We start from the raw sequence: 23,549 nt of genomic DNA, 5'->3' as shown, positions 1-23,549 counted from the left end.
TGGATTGATACGATTTAAGCGGCGTGTTCTATAGATTAAACCCCGATTTTGTGTTAAATATTTGCCTGTTCTGTAATAATATGTATTTTTGGTAAACCAAACTGGTTAACCAATTTAAATATATGAGACACTTACACCATTTTCTTTCTTTTATTTTTCTTATCGGTACGTTCTCTTTTGTAACGGCACAACAAAAAAGTACGGTCAAGAACGTAGCGGAATTTAATAAAGCGCTCAGAACCGTACAACCGGGCGATAGTATTGTTCTTGCCAAGGGTATATGGAAAGACTCCGAACTTCTATTTGAAGCGGAAGGTACGGCGGAAAAGCCTATTACCCTTACGGTAGAAGAAAAAGGGAAGGTGACCTTGGAAGGCGAATCGAACCTTAGGATTGCCGGTAACTATTTGATCGTAAAAGGTCTGGTCTTTAAAAACGGACATACACCGACCAATGCGGTGATTTCCTTTAGGAAGGACCGCGATAAAATGGCCAACCATAGCCGCTTGACGGAATGTGTTATTGACAATTTCAACAACCCCGAGCGTCAGGTACAGGATTACTGGATAACCATTTATGGTAAAAACAACCGTATTGACCACAACCATATTGTGGGAAAAAAGAACCTGGGCGTCACCATGATCGTCGGCCTCGACACAGAAGATAGCAGGGAGAACAACCATAAAATAGACCATAATTATTTTGGTCCACGCCCCACCTATGGAAATAATGGCGGCGAAACCTTACGAATTGGAACCAGCCATCATGCCATGGAAAATTCCAACACTTTGGTAGCGTCCAATTACTTCGACCGCTGCAATGGCGAACACGAGATCATCTCGAACAAGTCTTGCCAGAACACTTTTAAGTATAACACCTTCTTTGAGTGCACGGGAACCTTAACCATGCGTCATGGTAATGAAACCCTGGTCGACGGCAATGTTTTTATCGGCAACGGTAAGCCCAGTACAGGCGGGGTTCGGGTAATTAATGAAAGTCAGACGGTCATTAACAATTACCACATAGGGCTAACGGGATATCGTTTTAGAGGCGCCTTCGTTATGATGAACGGCGTACCCGATTCCCCGCCAAACCGTTATGTTCCGGTAATCGATTCAAAAGTAAACAACAACACTTTTGTGAATTGTGAAAATATCCTTTTTGGCGCCGGTAGCGACGAAGAAAGGAGTCAAGCTCCGAGAACTTCCGAATTTTCAAGGAATATCATTTATAACGATACCAAGAAGGATATCTTCACCATTAACGATGACATTAGTGGAATTAGCTTTAAAAACAATATCCTCGGAAAGAATTCTGAAACCACTATTGAAAAAGGCTTTGTAAAGGCCGATATTCAATTGGTAAAAAACGAGCAAGGCTTCTTGATTCCTACCTCAAAAAAAATAAAGCATAAGATAAGCATAAGTCCGAATATCGCCACTAAGGAAAATACAGGCGTAACTTGGTATTCCAAGGAAGACAAAACCGTTGCCCTGAACTCTGGTAAAACGATCAAGGTAAAAGCGGGAATCAACACCTTATATGATGAAGTAAAGAAGTCCGAGGCAGGAGATATCATGGTTTTGGAAGAAGGCGGCACCTATTTGTTGACCAAGGCCGTAAAAATAGACCACCCCCTTTCCGTTAAAACGGAAGGAAAAGAAAAGGCCAATATCCTCTTTGAAAGAATGATGGCCTTCGAGATCCAAGATGGAGGAAGCCTGTCTTTGGAGAACATAAGCTTTGACGGCGCAAAATCCCCTGATTACGCGGGTAATTCCGTCATAAGCACGAGTAAAAACTCAATGATAGAAAACTATAAGTTGTTTATCGATAAATGTGAGTTCAAAGATATGGTCGTCAACCATTCTTTTGATGTGTTAAGGGTTTCAAAGGGCACTTTTGCCGATACCATTAGCATCAAAAATTCGACCTTCAGAAAAATTACGGGAAGCATTGCCGCACTAGACACCGAAACCGATGATATCGGGGCCTATAATGTAGAGTACGTCATCATGAAGAACAATATCATCAGTGAACTACAAGGAGCGGCATTGCGATTGTATAGAGGCGGTAAGGACGAAAGTACCTTCGGACCTTTTCTAGAAGTCGACCACAATGTATTCGATAAGGTCGGGTTCGGCAAGAAAAATAAATACAAGTCGGCCATCTCACTCTACGGCGTACAGGAAATCGATATCAAAAACAATATTTTTAGGGACAGTAAGGCGATTCAAATGCACTTGGTAGTTGGGGAACCTATCGTAAAAGTCCGGAATAACGCCTTGAGCAATTCCGAGAAACTCGTGGTAACGGGAGACCAGAAATACTTGGTGGAAAACCAATGGGACCTAGACCCTAGGTTCTCCGATGAATCGTCATATACCTTAAGTGCAGATTCCCCCCTAAAGGGAAAAGCTACCGATGGGGGCGATTTGGGCGTCATTTTCCAATAAGGATTGAACCGAGACAAGATTATACTAAAAAAGGCCTAAGCTTTATACGCTCTAGGCCTTTTCTATATTTGGTAGGCCGGTAGGTTGAAGATAAATGAACTCCCTTCCTTGGGTTTGCTCAAAACCGTAATGGTAGTATCATGTAGGTCCATTATCTTTTTGACTATGGCCAAACCTAGTCCGACGCCATGTTTTTTGGCACTTTTATCCACTTGCTTATAGCGGTCGAATATAAAGGGTTGCTCGTTCACGGGTATGCCTGTTCCGGTATCGGTAATATTTATCTCTACGTTTTTTCCTTTTTTCTGTAAGGATAGGGTCACCTTACCATTGGCTTCGGTATATTTTAGGGCATTCTCTATTAGGTTCTGCAAGGCCCTTTCCACAAGGCTTACATCGGCAAAGACCATACAGTTCTCTTTGGGGTTGTCCAATTGAAGTTCTATTTGCTTTTGTTCGGCAAGCACCCTGAATTTAGCGATCAGGTCGTGTGAGAGCTCTGTAATGGAAAAGGGTTCTTTTACAGGGGTAACCTGTTCCGCCTCTAGTTTTGAATATTCAAAGAGTTGGTTTACCAAATTCGAAAGCTTGTCCACATTGTCATGTGTAATCTGCAAGTACTCTTCTTTTTGTTCTTCGGAAAGGGTGTCGTTTTTTATCTGTAAGGTCTCTATATATCCTTTTAGAATGGCCAAGGGCGTTCTAAGGTCATGGGACACATTGGCAATGAGTTCCCTGCGCAAGTGGTCTACCGATTTCATTTTATCCATATTGCCCACAATACTATCGGCCATTTCATTGAACGATTTGGCGAACACCTCAATATCAGAATCTTGCGGATTGGCAATTCGGGCTTCGAGGTCACCATCGTGAAATTTGCGTACGGTCTGTGTAATCAACCTTAGGTTTTTGGTCAAAAACCAAATGGCCATAAGGCCGATGACCAATGAAAAGAGCATGGTAAGAAAGGTAGCCCCGATACCGAGTTTGGCAAAATACTGACCCATAAGGTTATCGCTAATTTCTTGAAATTTCTTTCCGGCCAGCACGATATAGATATATCCGTTACGACCATCGACGGAGTAGGGGGCCGCCGAAAAAATCTTTTGTTCCCCGGGGTTTCTAGGGTCATCGCCTAAAACAAAACGTTCCCCTTTATTTTTAATGAACGATTGAATAGGGGCCAAGGAAACCGTTTTTATGGAACTTTTATCCCCATGGTCTAAAACGACCGAATACAGAACATCGCCGGCTTCATTCAATAAATAGACCTCGATACTTTGGTTAACGGCCATCATATCGTGCATCAGGTCACCGAATAAGGGCTTATTTACGCTGCCGTCTTCAAGAAAGGGGGAGGCATCCTTAAATTTTTCGGCAATTACATGATGGGCCACGTCGGCATTAAGGCGTTGTGTGGTTTCTTGGCTATATTTATTGGCAAAATAGCCCGTGATAAATATATAGGAGGACCCCATCAACAAAACAAGGAGTACAAAGGCCAACCAAAGTTTTTTGATCAGCTTGGGCGTCAAGGTCTTTTCATTTTGACTCATAAAGTGATATCTTCATTAAACTTATAGCCTACGCCCCAAGTCGTTAATATATACACGGGATTGGCCATATCCGATTCTATCTTGGCCCGTAATCGGTTGATATGTGAGTTTACCGTATGTTCGTATCCTTCAAAATTATAGCCCCATATCATATTCAATAATTGGGTTCGGGTATAGTTACGCCCCGGATTAGAGGCCATTAAGACCAAAAGCTCAAATTCTTTTGGGGAAAGTTCCACCTTGGTATCGTTCAGAATCACCTTTCTTTTGTCTATGTCTATAAAAAGTCCTTCACAAGAAATGGTCGCCGTATTGTCGGCTTGGGCTTCCTGGGCATCCGTGCGGCGCAATACCGCCTTGATACGCGCCAATAGTTCCCGTATGCTAAAGGGTTTGGTAATGTAGTCGTCGGCCCCGATCTCTAAGCCTAAAACACGGTCAATTTCTTCCGACTTCGCCGTAAGCATTATAATCGGCGTGTTCTTTTCGGCCCGTAAACTCTTGCATATTTCAACTCCATCCATACTGGGAAGGGTTAAATCCAACAATATAAGATCATAGTTATTTTCCAAGGCCATTTTCAGTCCTTCCGCACCATCCATGGCTTTCGAGGTCTTATAAATAAGATCCGTAAGGTGGATTTCCAAGAGTTTGATGATTTCTGGATCATCTTCAATAATCAATATTTCTTTCATCATACAGCTTACGAATGAAATCAAAAAGTATCACATAATCATCACAACCCCATTTAAAACAGATAAACGGCAAGGCTAGGGCTACTAGCTGCACGTATTGCATTTTAAACTGATAATCAACAGGTTGCCAAACAATGATTGCTTAACGGGCCATACCTTTTGGGGAGAAAGTACAGGGGGTATTTCATTCTATATTGGAGTTTGGTCGTAATACTATACCATTTCTTTACATTTTTTTTAGAATGAGTCCCTTTATATAGGTTGAGGAAGCCTAATTGCTAGGCAATTAACACTGGCGTGATACCGCGGTTATTGAAAGTTTATGTTTCTGTGATACTCTTGTTATACTCCTCCCTTTATTTTGACCCATAATCTAAAAACTTAAAAAAATGAAAAATTGTAAAATTAAAGCAGGACTCTTCATTGCGCTCTTCGGGCTATTGGTTGTTTCGTGTAGTGATGACGATGATGATACGGTGATGCTACCCGAGGCGTCTTCCTTAAACCTGAATTTGACAGGGTTGGAAAATTTGGGAGATGACTATCTATATGAAGGTTGGGTCATTGTAAACGGAGCCCCTGTTTCAACAGGTACATTTTCGGTAGATGACTCGGGAAAGCTTTCCGCTACCGAATTTGAAATGGAAGCTGAAATATTGAACAGCGCTACAAGTTTTGTATTGTCCATAGAACCGAATCCGGATCCATCGACCGCACCTGCCGACACCAAGATCTTCGTAGGGGATTTTAACGGTGATACCGCCAATTTGGGTACGGGTACCGTAGCTCCGTCCTTTGATGATATCGAAGGGAAGTTTATCATAGCCGCACCAACGGGTACAGGGGCCGATGAGGAAAAATACAGTGGCATCTGGTTTTTGGACAACAGCTCGGGAAGCGCAGTAGCCGGACTAAAATTACCAGAACTTGAAGCAGGCTGGAAGTACGAAGGATGGGTAGTCATCGACGGTGTTCCGGTCACTACGGGAACCTTTACCGCAACGGATGCGGCCGATGAGCAAGCCCCGTTCAGTGGAAGCAACCCTGGCCCAAGCTTTCCCGGTGAAGACCTTTTGGTCAATGCGCCGTCACCCTTGGTTTTTCCAACGGATGTAAGGGGTAAGGTTGCGGTAATCAGCATCGAACCTTTTCCAGACAATAGTGCCGCCCCATTTACCTTGAAGCCTTTGGTAGGCATGGTGGCCGCTGATGCCATGGGAGTTCAGGAAATTGCCCCTAATGTAGATGGTAGCTTTCCTTCGGGAAGCGTTACCAGATAGGGAAAGCCTTATAAAAAAATAAACCCCGTTTTTCAACGGGGTTTTATTGTTTGAAAGGGAAGGAGGTCATTCCCAAGAATCGATATGTTGGTTCATATCATCAAATTTATAATCGCCGACCAGGTCTTTTCTATATTTTATGGCTAGCAAGGTAAGCCCCAAAAGAGCCACGTGTAGCAAGAAAATAAGGATACCCAAAGGAAAGAAACTGGCAGGGATAATATGGTTCTGAAATTCGGAATAGCTTATTAAGATAAATAAGGATTCAAAAGTCTTAAAGACGTATACGGCAAAAACTACGTAAAGAATGTATTCAATATTGCGCATTTGTGGGTCCGTCAACTCATCTTCCTTGATTTTGAACCAAAGCACATATAGAAATGTCAAATGGGTCAGGCTCAATAGGGGGAAAATGTAGTTGTTAGGTTTTAACAGATAAAAGGAATTGGTATAAAGCCCGTAAAAACTAAAAATAATGAGTAGTGCTATCACCGCGATCGACACGTTTATTGTCTTTTTCCAAGGCAATATTTTTAAAATAAACTTCATAAAATGTTGTTTTCCAGGAGTGAGGGATTGATTTAGCTGACTAAAAAACGTCCTTTTTGTCAGTTTATTTAAAATAATCGTTGAACTACAGTATACCTTGTTGAGCTATTTGTGAAAGCCTAATTTACCTGCTCTAGGGCATCAAACCCGAACTGAAATGCATTGTATTCCACTCAAGCGATTCAGTAAGACAATATTAGGAGATCCAAGCTTTAGTAGAACTGAATTTCGCAAAAAATAGCAGAGCAATACTTATGATAATCACCATAAGGGCTAAAGTCAAGGCTCCTTCGCCCATTACTTGAAGGGTATCGCTCAAGAAAAATTGATATATGTTTTGCACAAGCACCCCTATTAAAGAAACTAAAAAGGCGGTATAAGCCCATTTCTTTCTAAAAAGCAATGCTATACAGCCGAGGGTACCGGCCCAGACGGCAAAGGCATAGGCAGCCGTTACCCAAATCGGTCTCGATTCGTACAACAATCTTTGTTCTTGGGTAAATTGGTTTAGTTGGTCAACGCTCATAAGGGCATCGGCCAAGTATGCCGCTACACCGATTAGATTCCACAATAAAGCGACAACACCTACAATCCAAAACCACACAGGTGGCTTTGTTCTACTTTGAGAAGTCATATCGATTGGGTTTAGAAGGTTATTCTCTACAAAATACAAAAAAAATAGTAGCTTGGCCCTAAAGAGAAAATTCATGCAAAAACAACGTTATTGCTATTTGCTACGTATTCAGTATCTCGGTTTTCGCTATAGTGGATGGCAAAAACAACCAAGACAGAAAACCATAGAGGGAATGCTGGGCAAAACCCTAAAGTTTGTTTTGGCCGACCGCTCTTTTAAGATATTGGGTGCCGGTCGTACCGACGCAAAGGTATCTGCCTTGAATATGGCTTTTGAACTGTTTGTAGATGATCAGGCCCTTGAGAACCTCAATGACTTCCTTAACTTTTTTAACGAGAACCTTCCGCCTGACATCCGGGCCTTGAGCATTAAGGAGGTGGATAAGGTCTTTAACATCATACAAGACGCAAAACAAAAAGAATACATTTACCTCTTTTCCCATGGCGAAAAAAACCATCCTTTCTGTGCGCCCTTTTTGGCCAATATATTGCAGCCCTTGGACATTGATGTGATGATCAAGGCGGCCAAGCTTTTTGAAGGAAGCCATGATTTTAAGACCTATACCGCCCGCCTTCAAGAGGGCACTACCACATTCCGTACCATTAATTCATGCGAACTCAAACCGAACGAGGTATTGAAGGCCAATTTTTTTCCTAAGGAAAGCTATGCCCTGCACGTAAAAGGAGAGGGCTTTATGCGCTATCAGATACGCATGATCATGGGCGCTTTGATCCAGTTGGGAAAAGGGGAGCTGTCTATGGCCGACCTCCAAGATTCCCTACGGGCGGAAACTACCATGAAGCTTACTTATGTGGCCCCTGGCTCAGGTTTGCTGCTTCATGAGCTACATTTTTCCGATCAAAAAAACTAGTTGGCCTCTTCTTACTATATTTATAAAAATTACGCTGTTTATGGCCAGACGAAAAAGATTAGAAAAAATACTTCCTAAAAAAGCATCTAAATTTCAGAAAAAAATGGGCAAAGCCCCGGGCACCATTACCTATATGGGGCGTAGGGAAGGAGGAGTCAGCGTAGTGAACATTTTGAAATACAATGAGAATACCATAAGCGAACAGCTTCCAGGAGATATCGATGCCATTGTCGCCCATAAAGAACTGCCGGAAATATCATGGATCGACATCGTCGGAATCAGCGATGAAGGTTTTATCGATAAAATAGGAAAACGTTTTGGACTCAATCCCCTGGTATTGGAAGATGTCGTAGATACCCATCAACGGCCCAAAATTGATGAATACGAGGATTATATTTTCGGGGTTTTCAAAATGTTGTACATCAACAAAGAGCAAGAAATCGTATACGAACATGTAGCTATGGTCTTATTGGAAAGCTGTGTGCTCGTTTTTCAAGAATTGGATGACGATGTGTTTAAAGGGGTAAGGCAACGTATCATGAATAAGTCGGGCCGTATAAGAACACGAGGGGCCGATTATCTGTTTTTTGCCCTAATCGACGCTATTGTAGACCATTATTTTGTGGTGCTCGAACATTTGAACCATAAACTAGAGGAGTTGGAAGAAGTGGTCTATGACAACCCCACTCCCGAAATCGCCCATGAAATCCAAATGATTAAAAAGGAGGTGTTGCGGATACGACGTTGGATCTTTCCCGTTAAAGAGTTGGTCAGTCGCTTGATCGATACCGAAAATCCACTTATCACCAAAGACACCAAGGTTTTTCTTCGCGATGCCCTTGACCATTCGTTGGAAATAAACGAAAGTATTCAAATATATAGGGAAATGTCGATGAGCCTTATGGAAATGTACATGAGCAATATGAGCAATAAAATGAACGAGGTGATGAAGGTACTGACCATTATGGCTTCCATTTTTATCCCCTTGACCTTTATTGCCGGTATCTATGGTATGAACTTTGACCATATGCCCGAACTGCATTACAAAAATGGATACTATTACGTATGGGGCGTCATGATCGCTCTTTTTATAGGTATGATAATTTATTTTAAGAGGAAGAATTGGTTGTGATAGGGTTTAGCGGTTTTGCCTTCTTATTTGTATTTTTCCAAAAAAAATAACACTCACCAAACCTAGTACTTCATGCGAAGATTGAAAAAATGGGGATTGATACTTGTATTTCTATATGTCTTGATCGCCGTTCTAGCTTATACCTACCAAGAGCGACTCGTGTTCTTTCCCTCTAAAATGCCACTTTCACACACTTACGATTTTTGTCAAGATTTCGAGGAGTTCTATCTTACGGCCAATGATGGGGCCAAGCTTAACGCCGTGCACATCAAACAACCTGAGGCTAAGGGTGTAGTACTTTATTTTCACGGCAATTCGGGCAATATTTCACACCTTGGCCATGTGGCCAACCTCTTCTCTAGGAAAGGATACGAATCGGTTTTGGTCGACTATAGGACTTATGGAAAAAGTACGGGAGAAGTCAGTGAACAAGCCCTCTATGACGATGCTCAGATGTTTTACGACTATATCCGCGAGAAGTACGACGAAGAGGATATTCTGGTATACGGACGCTCATTTGGCACCGGTATAGCTACCTGGCTCGCCTCGAAGAACGAACCCAAAAAATTAATATTGGAATCCCCGTTCTATAGTGCCGTGGCCTTGGGAAAACACCGATTTCCTTTTTTACCTATCGATTGGCTTTCGAATTTCCGGTTTCCTTCAAATGAGTATGTCAAAAAAATCGACTGTCCCATTTATATTTTCCACGGTAAAGAAGATTCGGTCATCCCTTATGAATCGGCCCAAAAACTATACGAAGCCATTCCCGGAGAGAATAAAGAACTCCTGACCATTGTGGAAGGAGGCCACAATTATCTTCAGGACTTCAAGACCTTTAAGGAGGGAATGGACAAAATACTGAACTAAAACCCTATGCGAACAGGTCCGACGAAAGGTAGCGGTCGCCCCGGTCACAGACAATGGAAACAATGACCCCGCTTTCTAGGGTTTCGGCCAAGCGCAAAGCCGCCGCTGCCGCTCCACCGCTGCTCATACCGGCCAATATCCCTTCCTCCTTGGCCAACCTGCGGGCCATTTCCCGCGCATCGTCTTCACTTACCTCTAAGGTCTGATCTATTTTTTTTGAATTGAAAATTTTTGGCAAATATTCTTGAGGCCATTTACGAATACCGGGTATACTCGAGTTATCGGTAGGTTGCACCCCTACGATGGTAACCGATTGACTCTGTTCCTTTAAGTAAGTAGAAGTCCCCATAATGGTACCCGTCGTTCCCATGGCCGATACAAAATGTGTTATTTCGCCTTGGGTATCCTTCCAAATTTCAGGACCTGTACTCTGGTAATGCGCTTTCCAATTGTCATTATTGGCAAACTGGTCGATCATCACATAGCCTTCGTTCTTCACTTTTGCCTCGGCATAATCACGGGCCCCTTCTATACCGACTTCGGCCGGGGTCAAGGTTACTTTGGCGCCATAGGCCCGCATGGTCTTTACCCGTTCTATAGTGCTTTTCTCCGACATGACAAGCTCAATGTCCAACCCAAAAATACCGGCAATCATAGCTAGGGCAATACCAGTATTGCCACTAGTTGCTTCAATAAGCTTCGAGTTTTTGTCAAAATCGCCCCGCTCGAGTCCGTTTTTGATCATATTCAAGGCGGCGCGGTCTTTTACGCTTCCTCCAGGGTTATTTCCTTCCAGTTTAAAGAACAGCTTAACGTTCGGGTTTTTGTTCAAAACCTTAGATTCAACCATTGGCGTATTGCCGATAAGGTCTAAAATATTATGAGACATGGGGAAGTGTTTTTATTTTAATTTCCGGGGTATGAAAAACAGTTGAATTAGGTGGTACCGATGCGGTCAACCAAGCATTACCGCCAATAATGGAATTTTCCCCGATTACGGTTTCACCACCTAAAATCGTGGCGTTGGCATATATGGTAACGTTATTTTCAATGGTAGGATGCCGTTTGGTACTCTGTAAATGTTTGGCAACGTACAAACCTCCCAAAGTCACCCCTTGATATATTTTTACGTGGTCTTTGATAATGGCGGTTTCCCCGATGACTACGCCCGTACCATGGTCAATATGAAAGGAATTTCCGATTTGGGCTCCCGGATTAATGTCCACCCCGGTCTGCCGATGTGCATATTCCGTCATAAGCCGTGGCACCAAAGGAAAACCTTCATTATAGAGTTCATGGGCCAAGCGATAAATGGCAATGGCATAAAAGCCCGGGTAGGCCATATAGACCTCTTCAACCGATAATGAGGCTGGGTCGCAATTTACCGTAGCTTCAGCATCGAGGTTAAGGTGCTGCAGTATACTTGGGAGTTTTTCAACGTAATTTTCCCAAATCTTTTTACAAGGTCTATTGGAGTCCCAGCACGCAAGGTCGACTACTTCGTCAAAAAGAAGCTCGAGCTTGTCAAGGTTCTTCTCTACCGGAGTATCGATATCAAAAAGGGTATAGAAAAGAAGGTTGGTAAACTCTTCAACCTTCTCTTTGAGTTTGTAACGCAGGTTAGGCTGTTTTTTATGCCTATTGATTTTGTCAATGATCGAAGTATGTTTCATATACAATTGCTGAAAGGGCTAAATTACTCATAAATCTAAAAGCCGATTTCGTTAAATGGTTAACTTTATCTAAAATAACAACATTTAGGTCGTATGTTAGATCCCATAATTACGAAAGAGACGCTCATTTTTTTAAGTCGGCTCGAAAAGAACAATAATCGCGAATGGTTTGGCGAAAATAAAAAAGAGTTTAAAACCCATGAAGCCCAAGTCAAAGTTTTCTACGAAGAGGTAGGCAACCGGCTCAGGCTGCATGATGAAATAGAAAAGGTCAAGATGTTCAGAATCTACAGGGACGTTCGATTTTCTAAGAACAAAACTCCCTATAAAGCCCATTTTGCCGGTTCTTTTTCCCGTTTAGGGGCACAACGACGTGGGGGCTATTACTTACATATAAAACCAGGGGAGTCTTTTGTGGCTGCAGGCTTTTGGGCCCCTAATAAAGAAGACCTACTACGCATTAGAAAGGAATTTGAACAAGATGCTTCGGAAATACGCGAGATTATGGCGGAGTCCGGTTTTAAAAAGATATGGGGAGCGCTAGGGGGCGATGAAGTAAAAACGGCTCCCAAAGGCTTCGATAAGACACATACCGATATTGACCTCATTAAGAAAAAACAATACGTTTTTGTTAGAAAATTTACCGACGAGCAAGTGTTATCGCCCAACTTCGTCCATGAGATAGATGAGGCTTACAGAGCCATACGTCCTTTTTTCGACTATATGAGCGATGTACTTACGACCAACTTGAACGGTGAGTCCCTATTGGACTAAAACAGGGGCTTCGAACAGCTGTATATGGTCTTTTAGCCGTGTTATGACCATGTTCATCATACGTTTGTTCAATGCGGATGAGTTTTGTGTATAAATCTCGTACTCGCTAAGGGTAAAATGGCCTATGACCATACCCTTCAACGAATTCCGAAATTTAATGTCTTTTTGGATCGCGTTCTCAATGTAATCAAAACGTTTTTCGAGGGAAAGCTCGTAAAATGCGTTTTTGTGTTTTTTGATGTAGTTTTTAAAGACCGCAACTAAAAGGTCATTCTGAAACTTGATAATGGGCCTTAGGGTCAGGTTTTGAAATCGCTCGTTTTCACTCATGCCATCGGTAACCTTGGCAGATTGAATTTCAGTACGGATGCTGGATAGACTATCGGATCGGTCGCTCATGATGTAGCTTTTTATAAAGATAGACATTAAGGCTCCTTGGTTATTTTAAGACAAAATTAGTTTTTAACGAGGTTATGAACAGCCCGTTTATGTGTTATTTTGTATCCTGAATAATGATATGGATAATGCTTACCGGAGAAAAACAACGAAAATGAAACAGTCAATAAACCCTTACAACGGGAAGAAGTTGTTCGAATTTAACACCTTGACCGAAAATGATTTAGAATCAAGGCTTAAAGTATCACATCAACGTTACCTCGAATGGAAAGAGACCTCATTTGAAGAGCGGTCGCGCCTAATGCACAAAGCGGCGGAACAATTGCGGCAGAACAAAAAGCGATACGCTGAGATAATCACCCTCGAAATGGGAAAACCGATTTCGCAATCCCTTGCCGAGGTAGAAAAATGCGCTTGGGTATGTGAATACTATGCCGAACATGCGGAACACCAACTAAGGGATGAAATCATAGAAACCGATGCGGCCAGCAGCTATGTAAAATACCAACCTTTGGGCGTGATATTGGCCATAATGCCATGGAACTACCCTTTTTGGCAAGTATTTCGCTTTGCCGCACCCAACCTTATGGCCGGTAATGTAGGCGTGCTCAAACATGCCTCTAACGTTATGCAGTCGGCCGAAATGATCCAAGAAGTCTTTGAGAAGGCTGGTTTTCCCAAAGGATGCTTTCAAAATTTGATATTGGACAGTGAGCAGATCAAATCGGTGATAGAGAACGATATCGTACAAGCGGTTACCTTAACGGGAAGCAAGCCTGCCGGGGCTTCTGTAGCCTCCATAGCAGGGGCCAATATAAAAAAGACGGTCTTGGAACTGGGAGGAAGCAATGGTTTGATCATTTTTGACGATGCCGATCTAGATCAAAGTGTAACGACATGCGTAAATGCCAGATTTCAGAATACGGGCCAAAGTTGTATTGCCGGTAAACGTCTTCTTGTGCACGAATCCGTAGCGGATAGCTTTACCCAAAAGTTTATGGATAAGGTAAAAGGACTCAAATCGGGGAATCCACTGGACGAACAAACCTATATTGGGGTAATGGCCCGTGAAGATTTGGCCCAAGAACTTGAACAACAAGTGAAGGCTTCTATTGAAATGGGAGCTAAGCTTATTCTAGGAGGCCATAGAAAAGGAACCTATTTTGAGCCGACCATTTTATCCGAGGTCACGGCCGATATGCCCGTTTTTAAAGAAGAAACCTTTGGACCTGTTATAGGGATTACCACATTTCAATCTGATGAAGAAGCTGTTGAACTTTCCAACCGATCCGAATTCGGACTCGGGGTAAGTATTTTTACCGAGGATAAAAATCGCGTAAAAGAACTGATCGGCAAGTTCAATGAAGGGGCCGTGTTTGTAAACGAATTGGTTAAAAGCGACCCAAGGCTGCCCTTTGGCGGGGTGAAGATTTCCGGATACGGAAGAGAACTGTCTTCCCACGGTATCAAAGAGTTCTTGAACAAGAAAACTGTCTATATAAAAAATTAATCTATCACTTTATATAAAGCTTTTAACCTATTAAAAAATAAACAGTTATTATCTATCATTAAAGACTCCATATTTAAAAATAACCTGCTAGACGAAGCGGCGTTTTAAAAGGGCAGTGGTTGAATTTTAAAGGCGGAAAATCTTTATTATGGTTTGCTAAGCGACTACAAAATTTGCACATCATCGAAACCTTTGTATCTTGTAAGAAATATTAACATTAACCATAATAACGAGTATTGAGATGCGCAGACATTTAGTATTGGCATTATTGGTAGTTACCGCCACTACCTATGCCCAAAAGATGAAAATAAACAAGGGGGACATCAAGAACCTAAAGGACATTTCGACCTATACCTTGGAATTTGACTACAGTGACGTCCAAATTCCCAAATATGATTCGGAAGAGGATTTTTTAGCCGATAAGATGGCCAAGCGGGAAGAAAAAGAGGCCGGCAAGGGCGAGGAATTTAAAAAATCTTGGTTTGCCGATCGCGAAGAGCGCTATGAGCCGAAGTTCATTGAGTCTTTCAACAAGCGTTTTGAAGATGGGGAGGTCGTTGTATCCAAAGACCCCGCCGATTACACTATGAAAATCCATTCCACTAAAATCTATGCAGGTTATAACGTAGGTGTAGTTCGGAAAAATGCCGAAATCGATGCGACCATAACAATATATGAAACCGCAAACCCCAGCAATATTTTATTGGAAGGAACCTATAAGGACGTTCAAGGATACGGCGCCATGGGCAACGATTACAACAGTGGCTACCGAATTTCGGAATGCTACGCCAAGCTGGCCAAGAACCTTGCCGGTTATATCAAAAAGAAGGCCTTGAAGTAATTTTTTATATATGTACAAAAGCGGCTACTTCGATAGCCGCTTTTTTGTTTGGTCCTGAACCGTGTCGACCTTGGTTTGACCGATTCGACCAAGCTTAATTTTGATTTTTCCTGTAGTATAACATTGCTTTTTAAATCATTTTCAAATGAAATTTGGAAAAGTAGACCATCCTGAAATCATCGATTTCACTCTACCTAAAGACCACCCTGACACAGCCGTTGTCTTGAACGGAACCAAGGGGTCGACCCGCTTGAACATTTCGATAGGATGCGCCAAATGGAACCGACAAGACCTAAAAAACTTCTATCCTAGGGGGACGAAAGACGAGTTGGTTTACTATAGTTCCCAGTTCAACAGCATAGAACTCAATGCTACCTTCTACAGGATATTTCCCGCGGAACAATATCAAAAATGGTATGACAAGACTCCGGAAGGCTTTAGGTTTTTTCCTAAAATTTCAAGGGACATCAGTCACTTGCGAAGATTGAACGATGCCGCTTTTCCTATAGTGGACCGCTACTTAGAGGTTACGGCCAACCTTAAGGAAAAATTAGGGACCATATTTTTACAGATGCACGATAATTTTGGGCCTAAGAATTGGGATAGGGTAGTGCGCTTTGTTGAATACTGGCCCAAGGAGTTTCCTTTGGCCATAGAGTTTAGGCATACCGACTGGTTCAATGACGAAAAGGTGAGCCAAGAACTCTACCACCTCTTAGAAGAGAACAACATATCCAATATTCTGGTAGATACTGCGGGCAGACGTGATATGTTACATATGCGTTTGACCAATAGCGAGGCCTTTGTGCGTTATGTGGGGGCCAACCATCCTACGGATTACGAACGGCTAAACGATTGGATCGCACGATTGGACCAATGGAAAAACCAAGGACTGCAAAACATCCATTTTTTCGTACACCAAAATATGGAAGTGGAATCCCCATTATTATCAGCCTCGTTTATTGACAAATTGAACAAAAAATGGGGTACAGACCTCCATATCCCCAAATCGCTCGAAGATTCGTCCGGCAAACTATTTTAACAGTTTAGACTTTTCTAATTTTACACAAAAATTCAACATATTTAAACAATTAATGTCATGAGATTTCATACTAGAAAGTGGGTAAAACCTGGGGATTTAAACGCTAACGAAACGCTTTTCGGGGGTCGTGTATTGGCTTGGATCGATGAAGAGGCCGCCCTCTACAGCATTATTCAGTTAGAGAACAAGAAAGTGGTTACCAAATATATGTCGGAAATCAACTTTATGAGCACCGCCGTTAAGGGCGATATTATTGAAATAGGCATCGAAGTCGTAAAATTCGGAAAAACTTCATTGACATTAAATTGTGAGGTGCGCAATAAAATGACACGCGAAACCATTGTAACCGTTGATAACATCATCATGGTCAACCTTGGCCCCGACGGAAAACCTACCCCACACGGGAAGACAAAGGTGGAATACGTCAGGGACCGTTTGGCATCGGAAGACTAAGACTTCTGTAGTTCGGCCGCTACCGCCTGAACTTCATCAAGTACACGTAAGAGGTTCTCTCCCCATAGTTTTGCAATCTCTTCCTCGGTATAGCCGCGTTTTACGAGTTCAAGCGTAACATTGAAGGTTTCCGAAGCATCGGACCATCCTTTGATACCACCTCCGCCGTCAAAGTCGGAACTAATGCCTACATGGTCGATTCCTATGAGATCGACCATGTAGTCTATGTGGTCTACAAAATCGGAAACATCTACCATTTTGGGCGCACCCGGAATTTTCTCCACCATGGAAATCCCGATTTTTTTGACTTTGGGATAGTTTTTCATAAAGGTTTCTTTCTGTGCATCGGTCAAAGAGGGGAATTGATCTCGCGAATACCATTCCAGTCCCATAGAATCGGCTACCTTCTCTAAAATTGTTTTGATATAGGCATTGTAGGCTTTATCTTTTTTAGTGTTCAAATAAGAACTGAAGGCAACGGCTTGTACCACCCCTCCGTTTTCTTTCATCAACTTGAGCTGCTCGTCATCAAGGTTTCTACTATGGTCGCACAAGGCCCTTGCCGAAGAATGCGAAGCTATGATCGGCGCTTTGGAAAGGGCGATCATCTGCTTCATGGCTTCCTTGGAAGGATGGGATACATCAATCATTATTCCAAGCCTATTCATTTCTTTTACAGCTTCTTGACCTAAATCACTTAAACCATTATGTAGCCATACATTGTCCTTTTCCCCAGTATTGGAATCACTAAATTGACTGTGTCCATTATGCGATAATGAAATATAGCGTGCCCCAAGGTCGTAGTACTTTTTAAAGTTGGAAAGGTCTTCTCCCATTGGGTAGGCGTTTTCAACACCTATCATGGCGACCTTCTTTTTGGCTTGGTGAATTCGTCTTACGTCATCCGAATTCAAGGCCAATTCTATTTGATCGGGGGCGATATCCTCACAAAGCCGATGAATGGCCTTAAATTTTGACATGGCATTCTCTTTGGCCTTAGCAAAACCTTCATCGCTCAGCGTATCTTGCCCTGTGTAAACAATAAGCCAAGTGACATCTAAGCCTCCTTCGTCCATCTTGGGCAGGTTTATCTGCGTGTCTAATCGTTGGGTGTAGTTTATACTATCACTGAAGTTGTTGATATTGATATCGTTATGCGTATCTATCGCAATTATTTTTTTATGTATCCTTTTGGCTTTTTGATCTGTGCTTTCTTCCACTTTCGGTTTGTTTTCTTTACAGGCTGTAAACGTTAGAATGCTAAATAAATAGACGAAATACTTCATGAAATATGTTTTAAACCTACAATTTAAGCACTTTGACAACATTTATCGGGCTATAGGGAACATTTTGTTGTGCGCACTGTGTCAAATAAGGAATTTTACTATAGATAGTATAAAACAAAAATTGTAGCCCTAAAGAATTGATGTAAAGAATAATATAAATCAGTCCCACACTTACTAACCTAAATAACCAAAATTGAAAACGAAAAACCTACTTTTCCAATTGACGGATTTAGAGTCGCTTCTCAATGACTTTTCTGTTGAAAAATTGACTTCCGATGAGGCTTTCCTTCTAAAATCATCTTTCCAGAACTTTAAAAAGAACCTTTTGGAGATTATCTTTAAGTCTAAGGAGAACTTTATCGATGCCGACCCAAACTGTCAAGAGGATATGTTGGACCAGCGAACCAAAAGCTTTGAAGATGCCTATGCAGAAATAGATATAGACATCTATGATGCCATTATCGAGCATTACAAATCTTACGGTGATGTCTTAAAAGAGCTGAAAATTGAAACAACTATGGACAAAAAAGATGTATTGATCCTAAATGGAACCTCGGAAGCAATCAAGACCGAGCCTGAGATCGACCTATCGCTCATTCTCAAAGAGTGTATGGGAGAAATGGATTTACTACAAGAATTGATTACCCTGTTTACGTCAAACGCCCTTGAATTCATGGGAGCCGCCAAAATCCATTTGAAAAGCAATGATTTTGAAAAACTAGATTTGGCCGCACATAAGGTCAAGGCTGGCCTGGCCATGATGCGTACCCAAAGCCTGCACGACATCGTCGTTCAAATACAGAAGGGATGTAAACTGGACAAAGACCCCAAACATCTCGAATTTTTGTGCAACTGTTTTAACGACGAATTCCCAAAGGTCAAAAATGCCTTAGATAGAGCCTATTCGGAACTAACGAACCATTAAGGCCCGCCATGAACAAGAAAACATTATTGCTGGCCGAAGACGACGAACTATTGGCCTCGCTATTGAATTTTCGCCTAAAGAAAGGCGGTTATGAAGTTAACCATAGGACCAATGGAAAAATGGTCAAGGAGTATTTGTTGGAAAATACGCCAGACATCATCGTAAGTGACATTATGATGCCATATTTCTCAGGTATTGAACTGATCAGTTTTGTGCGCCATGAATTAAAATCACAAGTACCGATTATCATAATCTCTTCTGCGGGTAACGAAGAAAATGTTCTGAACGCATTCGAGTTGGGGGCCAACGATTTTATATCAAAACCGGTGAGTCCTTCAGAACTCTTGGTTCGAGTAGCCCGCGAACTGAACAAAATCTAATTTGTTAAAAAAAATTACATATTATCACCTTGCCAACATAACAGCCCCAAAAATCGATACGGAGTTGTTGTGGAACCTATCTATTGTGTTCGTGGGCCTAGCTATAGTATATTTTATCTCGGTATTTGTCGTAAGGAATAAAATATCGGCCACCGCTTCCATCACCAAACAGCGAAAAAGGGAACTCTCGGCCATGATCAGCGAATTCTTGTTCTACGACGATAGTGACGATGTTACCGAGAAATCGAGCTATATCTCCTCAAAACTAGAAATTCGGGAATTGCTCAAAACACCTTTCAACCGAAAGGTTCTGGTGGAAATCTTGCTTGACTTAAGAAAAGATGTTTCCGGCGATACCCAAACCCGACTTTTTGAACTCTACCAAAACCTCGGACTCGAAAAAGACGCCTTTGAAAAACTTCAGAGCTGGCGTTGGGAAGTTATCTCGAAAGGCATTCTTGAACTCACCCAAATGCAGGTAGAATCGGCCTATGGTTTTATTACCAAGTTTATCAACCATAAGAACAGCACCATAAGAAAGCAAGCGGAAATTGCCACAGTAACCCTAAAACCTGAAGGCATCAACTATTTTCTTGATACCACCCGCTATAAAATATCGGAATGGCAACAACTCAAACTCTTAGATGTCATACGAAACCAAAAAGGTTTTGTTCCTCCTAAGTTCAGGGTGTGGTTGACCTCTAAGAACAAACACGTAGTACTCTTTGCCCTTAGGCTTATTAAGTATTACAATCAGAACGATGCCAATGCCTCGCTCATAGAACTGGTCAAGCACAAAAACCAACAAATAAAGGAAGAGGCCATTGCCTGCATCAAAGAATTTTATGTAGTAGAGGCCATTCCTGTCCTAAAATCGGTTTTTAATAAATGTGCCACCGATACCAAGATTGCGATTTTAGGCACCATTGCCGAGTTGGGAAGTACCGACGACATCGAATTTTTAAGGATGGTGGAAGAAAACGAGTCCAATTTCTCCGTTTCAAGCAAGGCCCTGACCGCCATTAATACCATTTCGCCCGAATCGGTAATGCCTACGAAGGATATAGAAAAAACAGAAAGTTATAAAGAGCCTGTCACGGAAGTAACGTCGACTCGAACCACTAAAGAAATTCCCCAAACTGAGGAAGTAGAGGCGACACCTTTTTCAGACCATATAAAAGTTGAGGAACTACCCATGGAAAACCATGTGGAGCCGATTTTGGAAACGATGCCACTACGAGCAAGTGACATCCTAGAAGCGGGTGCTAATACACCGGAAAACATCCCAATGGAGGAGGCGATACCGACTACCCCCAAGGTTCCATTGAACGGGGCAGATGAAGACCAGGCTATTTTAAGTATTGAGGTAATCGATGCGCTAACCCTTCCATATCCCAAGAAAAAAGAGGCATCTACCGAAATCGACCCCGAAGGAAAGTCGCTCGATTATGATTTCCTTCCCATAGTCGTAGCGCCTACAACCGACATTAACCCACCTATTAAAAATACAAGCATGTCCGACTCAAAAAAAAACAAGGAAAAACTTCACCGTATGGAAGTACAATTTGAAGAAGTAGCCTTTACCAAACCACAAGAAGAACCGTCGGAAACAGAAACGCCCCGATTCGATATTTCCCAAATCGACTTCCTTCCTTTGGTGGTAGAGGAGGATGCTACAGCAATTACGCCCCAGATGGAAAACAATGCCTTGAAAAAGGAAATAAACGAATTTGGATTTTTGCCCATAGTTACCGATAACGAATCGGAAACTGCCGACGACATTGCCGCTCAGGCCAATGAAGGTGCTCAAAAAATTGAAAGTTTGGAAGGTTATACGCTTTCCGATTTTGAAGTCAATTTTGAACATGTCGAAAACCTAACGCCCTTTCTGAACGAAACTGCGAAGCAGACTTTCCCGGAAGCAGAGCCCGACCCCATAGCAACCGAAAACGAAGATGTCATGACCTGGCTATTGGCCCTTAACGAGCTTCGGGAAATAGAAGTAGACTACGAGGTCATTTCCCCCGCAAAAGAAGAAAAACCTTTTGCCGATTTAATTCCTGAACCTGTATATTATGATGCCCATGAGGCGTATATGATGGGACTCCTTGATGATTTGGAAGAAATGGGCGACCACAGGGAAATTCCCCTATTGCGCGAACTCTTGGCAGAGGAAAGCGAATCGTTCATCAAGCATCGCATTCGCGGCTTGATCGACCAATTTTCGTATACCAAGAATTTAAACCCGACGAAAGCAAAGGAAGAAGATCGGGCGGTTCAACTTCCTAGTTTCAGCATATTTGCCGACCTGTTCAAAAATATAGACCAAGAATCGAAACTCGTGCTTTTAGGGGAAATAGTTTCGGTCGGTGATGAAAAGGAAATCGATTTTCTCGATGGCTTATTGGAGGACCCCGACCCTAAAATCCGTAAAAAGGCCCAACACGCCTTAAAACTTCTCATCGAAAAAGTTTCAAAAAAAAGTGAGTTCGAAAAACCGGCAGCACCAAAACCGGTAGCGGAGCTGCCAATTGACCTTTCTTCATTGGAACCGATTGCCCCGACGGCAACTGCAAAATCGAAGCCTAAGCCGCATACGGTACCTACAACGACCGAAAACCCCGAGCTTCTCGATTTTGAATTTGAACTTGCCGATACCGAGGTGCTTGACAAAAAATACGACGAGAAAACACTGAACATAGAAGTAAACGGGAGCGAAGTCGTTTCGGACGAGGGATCTTTCTTCGATTCCATCATAGAGTTTCCTAAAAAGATTATAGGGAAATTGCATGGATAGTGCCTTCTTCCATATGGTCCTAGACTATATAAACATCGTTTTCTTGATGTTTACGGTCACCCTATTCACCTTATTCTCGATCATGGGGTATCTGTCCACCAGAAACTCCATCCACTACCGAAAGAAAAACAGTTTTGGCAGCCTATCAAAAGTTATGGCCTCGCCTTTAGCCCCGAGTATAACCATTATTGCACCGGCTTATAACGAAGGACTTACCATTGTGGAAAACATTCGTTCGCTCATGTCGCTTCGCTATGTCAATTACGAGGTCATGGTCGTTAACGATGGTAGCAAAGACGATACCCTTCAAAAGATGATCGATGCCTACGACCTGGTCAAGGTCGACCAAAAAATCGACCCCAACTGGAAACACAAGCCGATTCGAGGTATCTACAAATCTCCCCACAGGGCATTTTCAAAACTCACGGTCATAGACAAGGAAAACGGAGGAAAGTCCGATGCCCTGAATACGGGTATGGCACTTTCAACCAATCGTTATGTCGGTTGCATTGACGTCGATTGCCTTTTGCTGCCCGATGCCTTGCTACATGTTGTAAAATCATTTTACCAACGTTCCGAAAAACGGGTCATTGCTGTCGGAGGTGTAATACGTGTCGCCAATTCCTGTGTGATAGAAGGAGGGCAACTTGAAGAAATACGCCTACCGACAAATTGGTTGGCCCGCTTTCAACTATTGGAATATACCCGCTCCTTTATTTTAGGACGAATGGCCTGGGGAAGCATCGATAGCCTATTGATCATTTCAGGGGCCTTTGGTTTTTTTGACCGGGAAATAGCCTTGGCCGTTGGCGGATATGATACGGGAACGGTCGGGGAGGATATGGAAATCGTCTTTAAGATGCGTAGGTATATGCACGACCGTAAAGAACCTTACACCATAGAATACATTCCCGATCCCTTGTGTTGGACGGAAGTTCCGGAAGACCTAAAGATACTCGTCAACCAAAGAGACCGATGGGCCAGGGGTAACCTCGAGACCTTGTTCAAGCATAAGGATATGTTCTTTAATTCGAAATACGGGCGATTGGGACTCTTAAGTTATCCCTACTGGTTTTTCTATGAATGGCTAGCTCCCCTTATGGAATTTTTTGGCTTTTTTACCATTGTAACCTTCATGTATCTAGGCATTTTAAACTGGGAGTTTTTTATCGCTATAACGGCAATGGTTTATCTCTTCTCCGTCATGTTTTCGTTCTATGCCATTCTTTGGGATGTCTATAGCTACAATGAGTACAAAAAAACGAAGGACATTCTAACACTTATGTTTTGTGCCCTTATCGAACCGATACTGTTCCACCCGATCGTAGTATGGTCGGCCGTGCGGGGCAATTATAAAAAACTGTTTAAAATTAAATCGGGCTGGGGTTCCCAGGTTCGAAAAGGCTTTGCCAAAGCCGCTTGATCTAAA

General features: G+C 42.4%; 22 protein-coding genes. 14 read left to right on the top strand and 8 right to left on the bottom strand.

The genetic code is table 11. The annotated features are described in order from the left end of the window. The first annotated feature begins 122 nt into the window (after positions 1–122). Entirely contained in the window at positions 123–2,456 is a 2,334-nt protein-coding gene (locus BW980_RS12330; protein WP_076455499.1) for a chondroitinase-B domain-containing protein, read from the top strand. A 62-nt stretch (positions 2,457–2,518) separates the two neighbouring features. Here the strand turns inward: BW980_RS12330 and BW980_RS12325 are convergent, their stop codons facing one another. Both BW980_RS12325 and BW980_RS12320 read right to left on the bottom strand, forming a co-directional pair. Then, positions 2,519–4,012 carry a sensor histidine kinase gene (locus tag BW980_RS12325; RefSeq protein ID WP_076455498.1) on the bottom strand — a complete coding sequence of 498 codons (1,494 nt, stop codon included), beginning with the start codon at positions 4,010–4,012 and terminating at the stop codon, positions 2,519–2,521. Next, entirely contained in the window at positions 4,009–4,707 is a 699-nt protein-coding gene (locus BW980_RS12320) for a response regulator (protein ID WP_076455597.1), read from the bottom strand. The genes BW980_RS12325 and BW980_RS12320 overlap by 4 nt, the downstream gene beginning before the upstream one ends. 389 nt (positions 4,708–5,096) lie before the next feature. Between BW980_RS12320 and BW980_RS12315 the strand changes: the two genes are divergently transcribed. Next, the gene (locus tag BW980_RS12315; protein WP_076455497.1) at positions 5,097–5,987 is read left to right on the top strand and encodes an anti-sigma factor; all 891 of its coding nucleotides are present in this window, start codon (positions 5,097–5,099) and stop codon (positions 5,985–5,987) included. 66 nt (positions 5,988–6,053) lie between these two features. On the opposite strand, the gene BW980_RS12310 is transcribed toward BW980_RS12315, so the two are convergent. Then, the gene (locus BW980_RS12310; RefSeq protein ID WP_076455496.1) at positions 6,054–6,536 is read right to left on the bottom strand and encodes a hypothetical protein; all 483 of its coding nucleotides are present in this window, start codon (positions 6,534–6,536) and stop codon (positions 6,054–6,056) included. A gap of 196 nt (positions 6,537–6,732) precedes the next feature. Next, entirely contained in the window at positions 6,733–7,170 is a 438-nt protein-coding gene (locus tag BW980_RS12305) for a hypothetical protein (RefSeq protein ID WP_076455596.1), read from the bottom strand. A gap of 73 nt (positions 7,171–7,243) precedes the next feature. Here BW980_RS12305 and truA point away from each other — a divergent pair, with 73 nt between their 5' ends. The 3 genes from truA (at position 7,244) to BW980_RS12290 (ending at position 10,043) form a co-directional block, all read left to right on the top strand. Beyond that, entirely contained in the window at positions 7,244–8,041 is a 798-nt protein-coding gene (truA, locus tag BW980_RS12300; RefSeq protein ID WP_076455495.1) for a tRNA pseudouridine(38-40) synthase TruA, read from the top strand. A 40-nt stretch (positions 8,042–8,081) separates the two neighbouring features. After that, positions 8,082–9,173, top strand: coding sequence for a magnesium/cobalt transporter CorA (gene corA / locus BW980_RS12295; RefSeq protein WP_076455595.1), 1,092 nt, complete (start codon positions 8,082–8,084; stop codon positions 9,171–9,173). A gap of 72 nt (positions 9,174–9,245) precedes the next feature. Next, positions 9,246–10,043, top strand: a complete 798-nt coding sequence (locus BW980_RS12290) for an alpha/beta hydrolase (RefSeq protein ID WP_076455494.1) — start codon at positions 9,246–9,248, stop codon at positions 10,041–10,043. A gap of 4 nt (positions 10,044–10,047) precedes the next feature. Here the strand turns inward: BW980_RS12290 and cysM are convergent, their stop codons facing one another. Further along, positions 10,048–10,932: a cysteine synthase CysM gene (cysM, locus tag BW980_RS12285; protein ID WP_076455493.1), complete on the bottom strand. Its 885-nt coding sequence runs from the start codon at positions 10,930–10,932 to the stop codon at positions 10,048–10,050. Beyond that, positions 10,922–11,716, bottom strand: a complete 795-nt coding sequence (epsC, locus tag BW980_RS12280) for a serine O-acetyltransferase EpsC (RefSeq protein ID WP_076455492.1) — start codon at positions 11,714–11,716, stop codon at positions 10,922–10,924. Before epsC ends, cysM begins: the two co-directional genes overlap by 11 nt. A 93-nt stretch (positions 11,717–11,809) precedes the next feature. Here epsC and BW980_RS12275 point away from each other — a divergent pair, with 93 nt between their 5' ends. Continuing rightward, positions 11,810–12,490, top strand: coding sequence for a DUF2461 domain-containing protein (locus tag BW980_RS12275; protein WP_076455491.1), 681 nt, complete (start codon positions 11,810–11,812; stop codon positions 12,488–12,490). Here BW980_RS12275 and BW980_RS12270 read toward each other — a convergent pair. Beyond that, positions 12,479–12,889, bottom strand: coding sequence for a glyoxalase (locus BW980_RS12270; RefSeq protein WP_076455594.1), 411 nt, complete (start codon positions 12,887–12,889; stop codon positions 12,479–12,481). The two genes, BW980_RS12275 and BW980_RS12270, sit on opposite strands and share 12 nt — an antisense overlap. A 151-nt stretch (positions 12,890–13,040) precedes the next feature. Here BW980_RS12270 and BW980_RS12265 point away from each other — a divergent pair, with 151 nt between their 5' ends. The 4 genes from BW980_RS12265 to BW980_RS12250 all read left to right on the top strand — a co-directional run bounded on the left by BW980_RS12265 (position 13,041) and on the right by BW980_RS12250 (position 16,732). Further along, positions 13,041–14,396, top strand: coding sequence for an NAD-dependent succinate-semialdehyde dehydrogenase (locus tag BW980_RS12265; RefSeq protein WP_076455593.1), 1,356 nt, complete (start codon positions 13,041–13,043; stop codon positions 14,394–14,396). Positions 14,397–14,637: 241 nt separating this feature from the next. Next, entirely contained in the window at positions 14,638–15,237 is a 600-nt protein-coding gene (locus tag BW980_RS12260) for a hypothetical protein (RefSeq protein WP_076455490.1), read from the top strand. A gap of 145 nt (positions 15,238–15,382) precedes the next feature. Continuing rightward, complete coding sequence (locus tag BW980_RS12255; protein ID WP_076455489.1) at positions 15,383–16,279, top strand: DUF72 domain-containing protein; 897 nt, start codon at positions 15,383–15,385, stop codon at positions 16,277–16,279. 57 nt (positions 16,280–16,336) lie between these two features. Then, complete coding sequence (locus BW980_RS12250; RefSeq protein ID WP_076455488.1) at positions 16,337–16,732, top strand: acyl-CoA thioesterase; 396 nt, start codon at positions 16,337–16,339, stop codon at positions 16,730–16,732. Here BW980_RS12250 and BW980_RS12245 read toward each other — a convergent pair. Beyond that, complete coding sequence (locus tag BW980_RS12245) at positions 16,729–18,018, bottom strand: dipeptidase (protein ID WP_076455487.1); 1,290 nt, start codon at positions 18,016–18,018, stop codon at positions 16,729–16,731. The two genes, BW980_RS12250 and BW980_RS12245, sit on opposite strands and share 4 nt — an antisense overlap. Positions 18,019–18,211: 193 nt before the next feature. On the opposite strand from BW980_RS12245, the gene BW980_RS12240 reads away from it, so the two are divergent. The 4 genes from BW980_RS12240 to BW980_RS12225 are packed head-to-tail and all read left to right on the top strand — an operon-like array spanning position 18,212 to position 23,543. Further along, on the top strand, positions 18,212–18,943 hold the full coding sequence (locus BW980_RS12240; RefSeq protein WP_139327669.1) for an Hpt domain-containing protein: 732 nt from the start codon (positions 18,212–18,214) through the stop codon (positions 18,941–18,943). Between the two features lie 8 nt (positions 18,944–18,951). Then, positions 18,952–19,323: a response regulator gene (locus BW980_RS12235; RefSeq protein ID WP_076455485.1), complete on the top strand. Its 372-nt coding sequence runs from the start codon at positions 18,952–18,954 to the stop codon at positions 19,321–19,323. Between the two features lies 1 nt (position 19,324). Continuing rightward, on the top strand, positions 19,325–22,120 hold the full coding sequence (locus BW980_RS12230; RefSeq protein WP_076455484.1) for a HEAT repeat domain-containing protein: 2,796 nt from the start codon (positions 19,325–19,327) through the stop codon (positions 22,118–22,120). Continuing rightward, positions 22,113–23,543: a glycosyltransferase family 2 protein gene (locus BW980_RS12225; protein WP_076455483.1), complete on the top strand. Its 1,431-nt coding sequence runs from the start codon at positions 22,113–22,115 to the stop codon at positions 23,541–23,543. The genes BW980_RS12230 and BW980_RS12225 overlap by 8 nt, the downstream gene beginning before the upstream one ends. Positions 23,544–23,549: the final 6 nt, after the last annotated feature.

Source organism: Zobellia uliginosa, from assembly GCF_900156625.1.
In the GTDB taxonomy this organism is placed as follows: domain Bacteria; phylum Bacteroidota; class Bacteroidia; order Flavobacteriales; family Flavobacteriaceae; genus Zobellia; species Zobellia uliginosa.
This window is presented reverse-complemented; position numbering and strand designations above follow the sequence as displayed.

Excerpts from the sequence above, each read along its gene's own strand:
- BW980_RS12245 (WP_076455487.1), bottom strand. The coding sequence starts at position 18,018 with ATGAAGTATTTCGTCTATTTATTTAGCATTCTAACGTTTACAGCCTGT.
- epsC (WP_076455492.1), bottom strand. The coding sequence starts at position 11,716 with ATGAAACATACTTCGATCATTGACAAAATCAATAGGCATAAAAAACAG.
- BW980_RS12305 (WP_076455596.1), bottom strand. The coding sequence starts at position 7,170 with ATGACTTCTCAAAGTAGAACAAAGCCACCTGTGTGGTTTTGGATTGTA.
- BW980_RS12290 (WP_076455494.1), top strand. The coding sequence starts at position 9,246 with ATGCGAAGATTGAAAAAATGGGGATTGATACTTGTATTTCTATATGTC.
- corA (WP_076455595.1), top strand. The coding sequence starts at position 8,082 with ATGGCCAGACGAAAAAGATTAGAAAAAATACTTCCTAAAAAAGCATCT.
- BW980_RS12275 (WP_076455491.1), top strand. The coding sequence starts at position 11,810 with ATGTTAGATCCCATAATTACGAAAGAGACGCTCATTTTTTTAAGTCGG.
- BW980_RS12225 (WP_076455483.1), top strand. The coding sequence starts at position 22,113 with ATGGATAGTGCCTTCTTCCATATGGTCCTAGACTATATAAACATCGTT.
- BW980_RS12330 (WP_076455499.1), top strand. The coding sequence starts at position 123 with ATGAGACACTTACACCATTTTCTTTCTTTTATTTTTCTTATCGGTACG.
- BW980_RS12270 (WP_076455594.1), bottom strand. The coding sequence starts at position 12,889 with ATGAGCGACCGATCCGATAGTCTATCCAGCATCCGTACTGAAATTCAA.
- BW980_RS12310 (WP_076455496.1), bottom strand. The coding sequence starts at position 6,536 with ATGAAGTTTATTTTAAAAATATTGCCTTGGAAAAAGACAATAAACGTG.
- BW980_RS12315 (WP_076455497.1), top strand. The coding sequence starts at position 5,097 with ATGAAAAATTGTAAAATTAAAGCAGGACTCTTCATTGCGCTCTTCGGG.
- cysM (WP_076455493.1), bottom strand. The coding sequence starts at position 10,932 with ATGTCTCATAATATTTTAGACCTTATCGGCAATACGCCAATGGTTGAA.
- BW980_RS12320 (WP_076455597.1), bottom strand. The coding sequence starts at position 4,707 with ATGAAAGAAATATTGATTATTGAAGATGATCCAGAAATCATCAAACTC.
- BW980_RS12265 (WP_076455593.1), top strand. The coding sequence starts at position 13,041 with ATGAAACAGTCAATAAACCCTTACAACGGGAAGAAGTTGTTCGAATTT.
- BW980_RS12250 (WP_076455488.1), top strand. The coding sequence starts at position 16,337 with ATGAGATTTCATACTAGAAAGTGGGTAAAACCTGGGGATTTAAACGCT.
- BW980_RS12255 (WP_076455489.1), top strand. The coding sequence starts at position 15,383 with ATGAAATTTGGAAAAGTAGACCATCCTGAAATCATCGATTTCACTCTA.
- BW980_RS12325 (WP_076455498.1), bottom strand. The coding sequence starts at position 4,012 with ATGAGTCAAAATGAAAAGACCTTGACGCCCAAGCTGATCAAAAAACTT.
- truA (WP_076455495.1), top strand. The coding sequence starts at position 7,244 with ATGCAAAAACAACGTTATTGCTATTTGCTACGTATTCAGTATCTCGGT.
- BW980_RS12235 (WP_076455485.1), top strand. The coding sequence starts at position 18,952 with ATGAACAAGAAAACATTATTGCTGGCCGAAGACGACGAACTATTGGCC.
- BW980_RS12260 (WP_076455490.1), top strand. The coding sequence starts at position 14,638 with ATGCGCAGACATTTAGTATTGGCATTATTGGTAGTTACCGCCACTACC.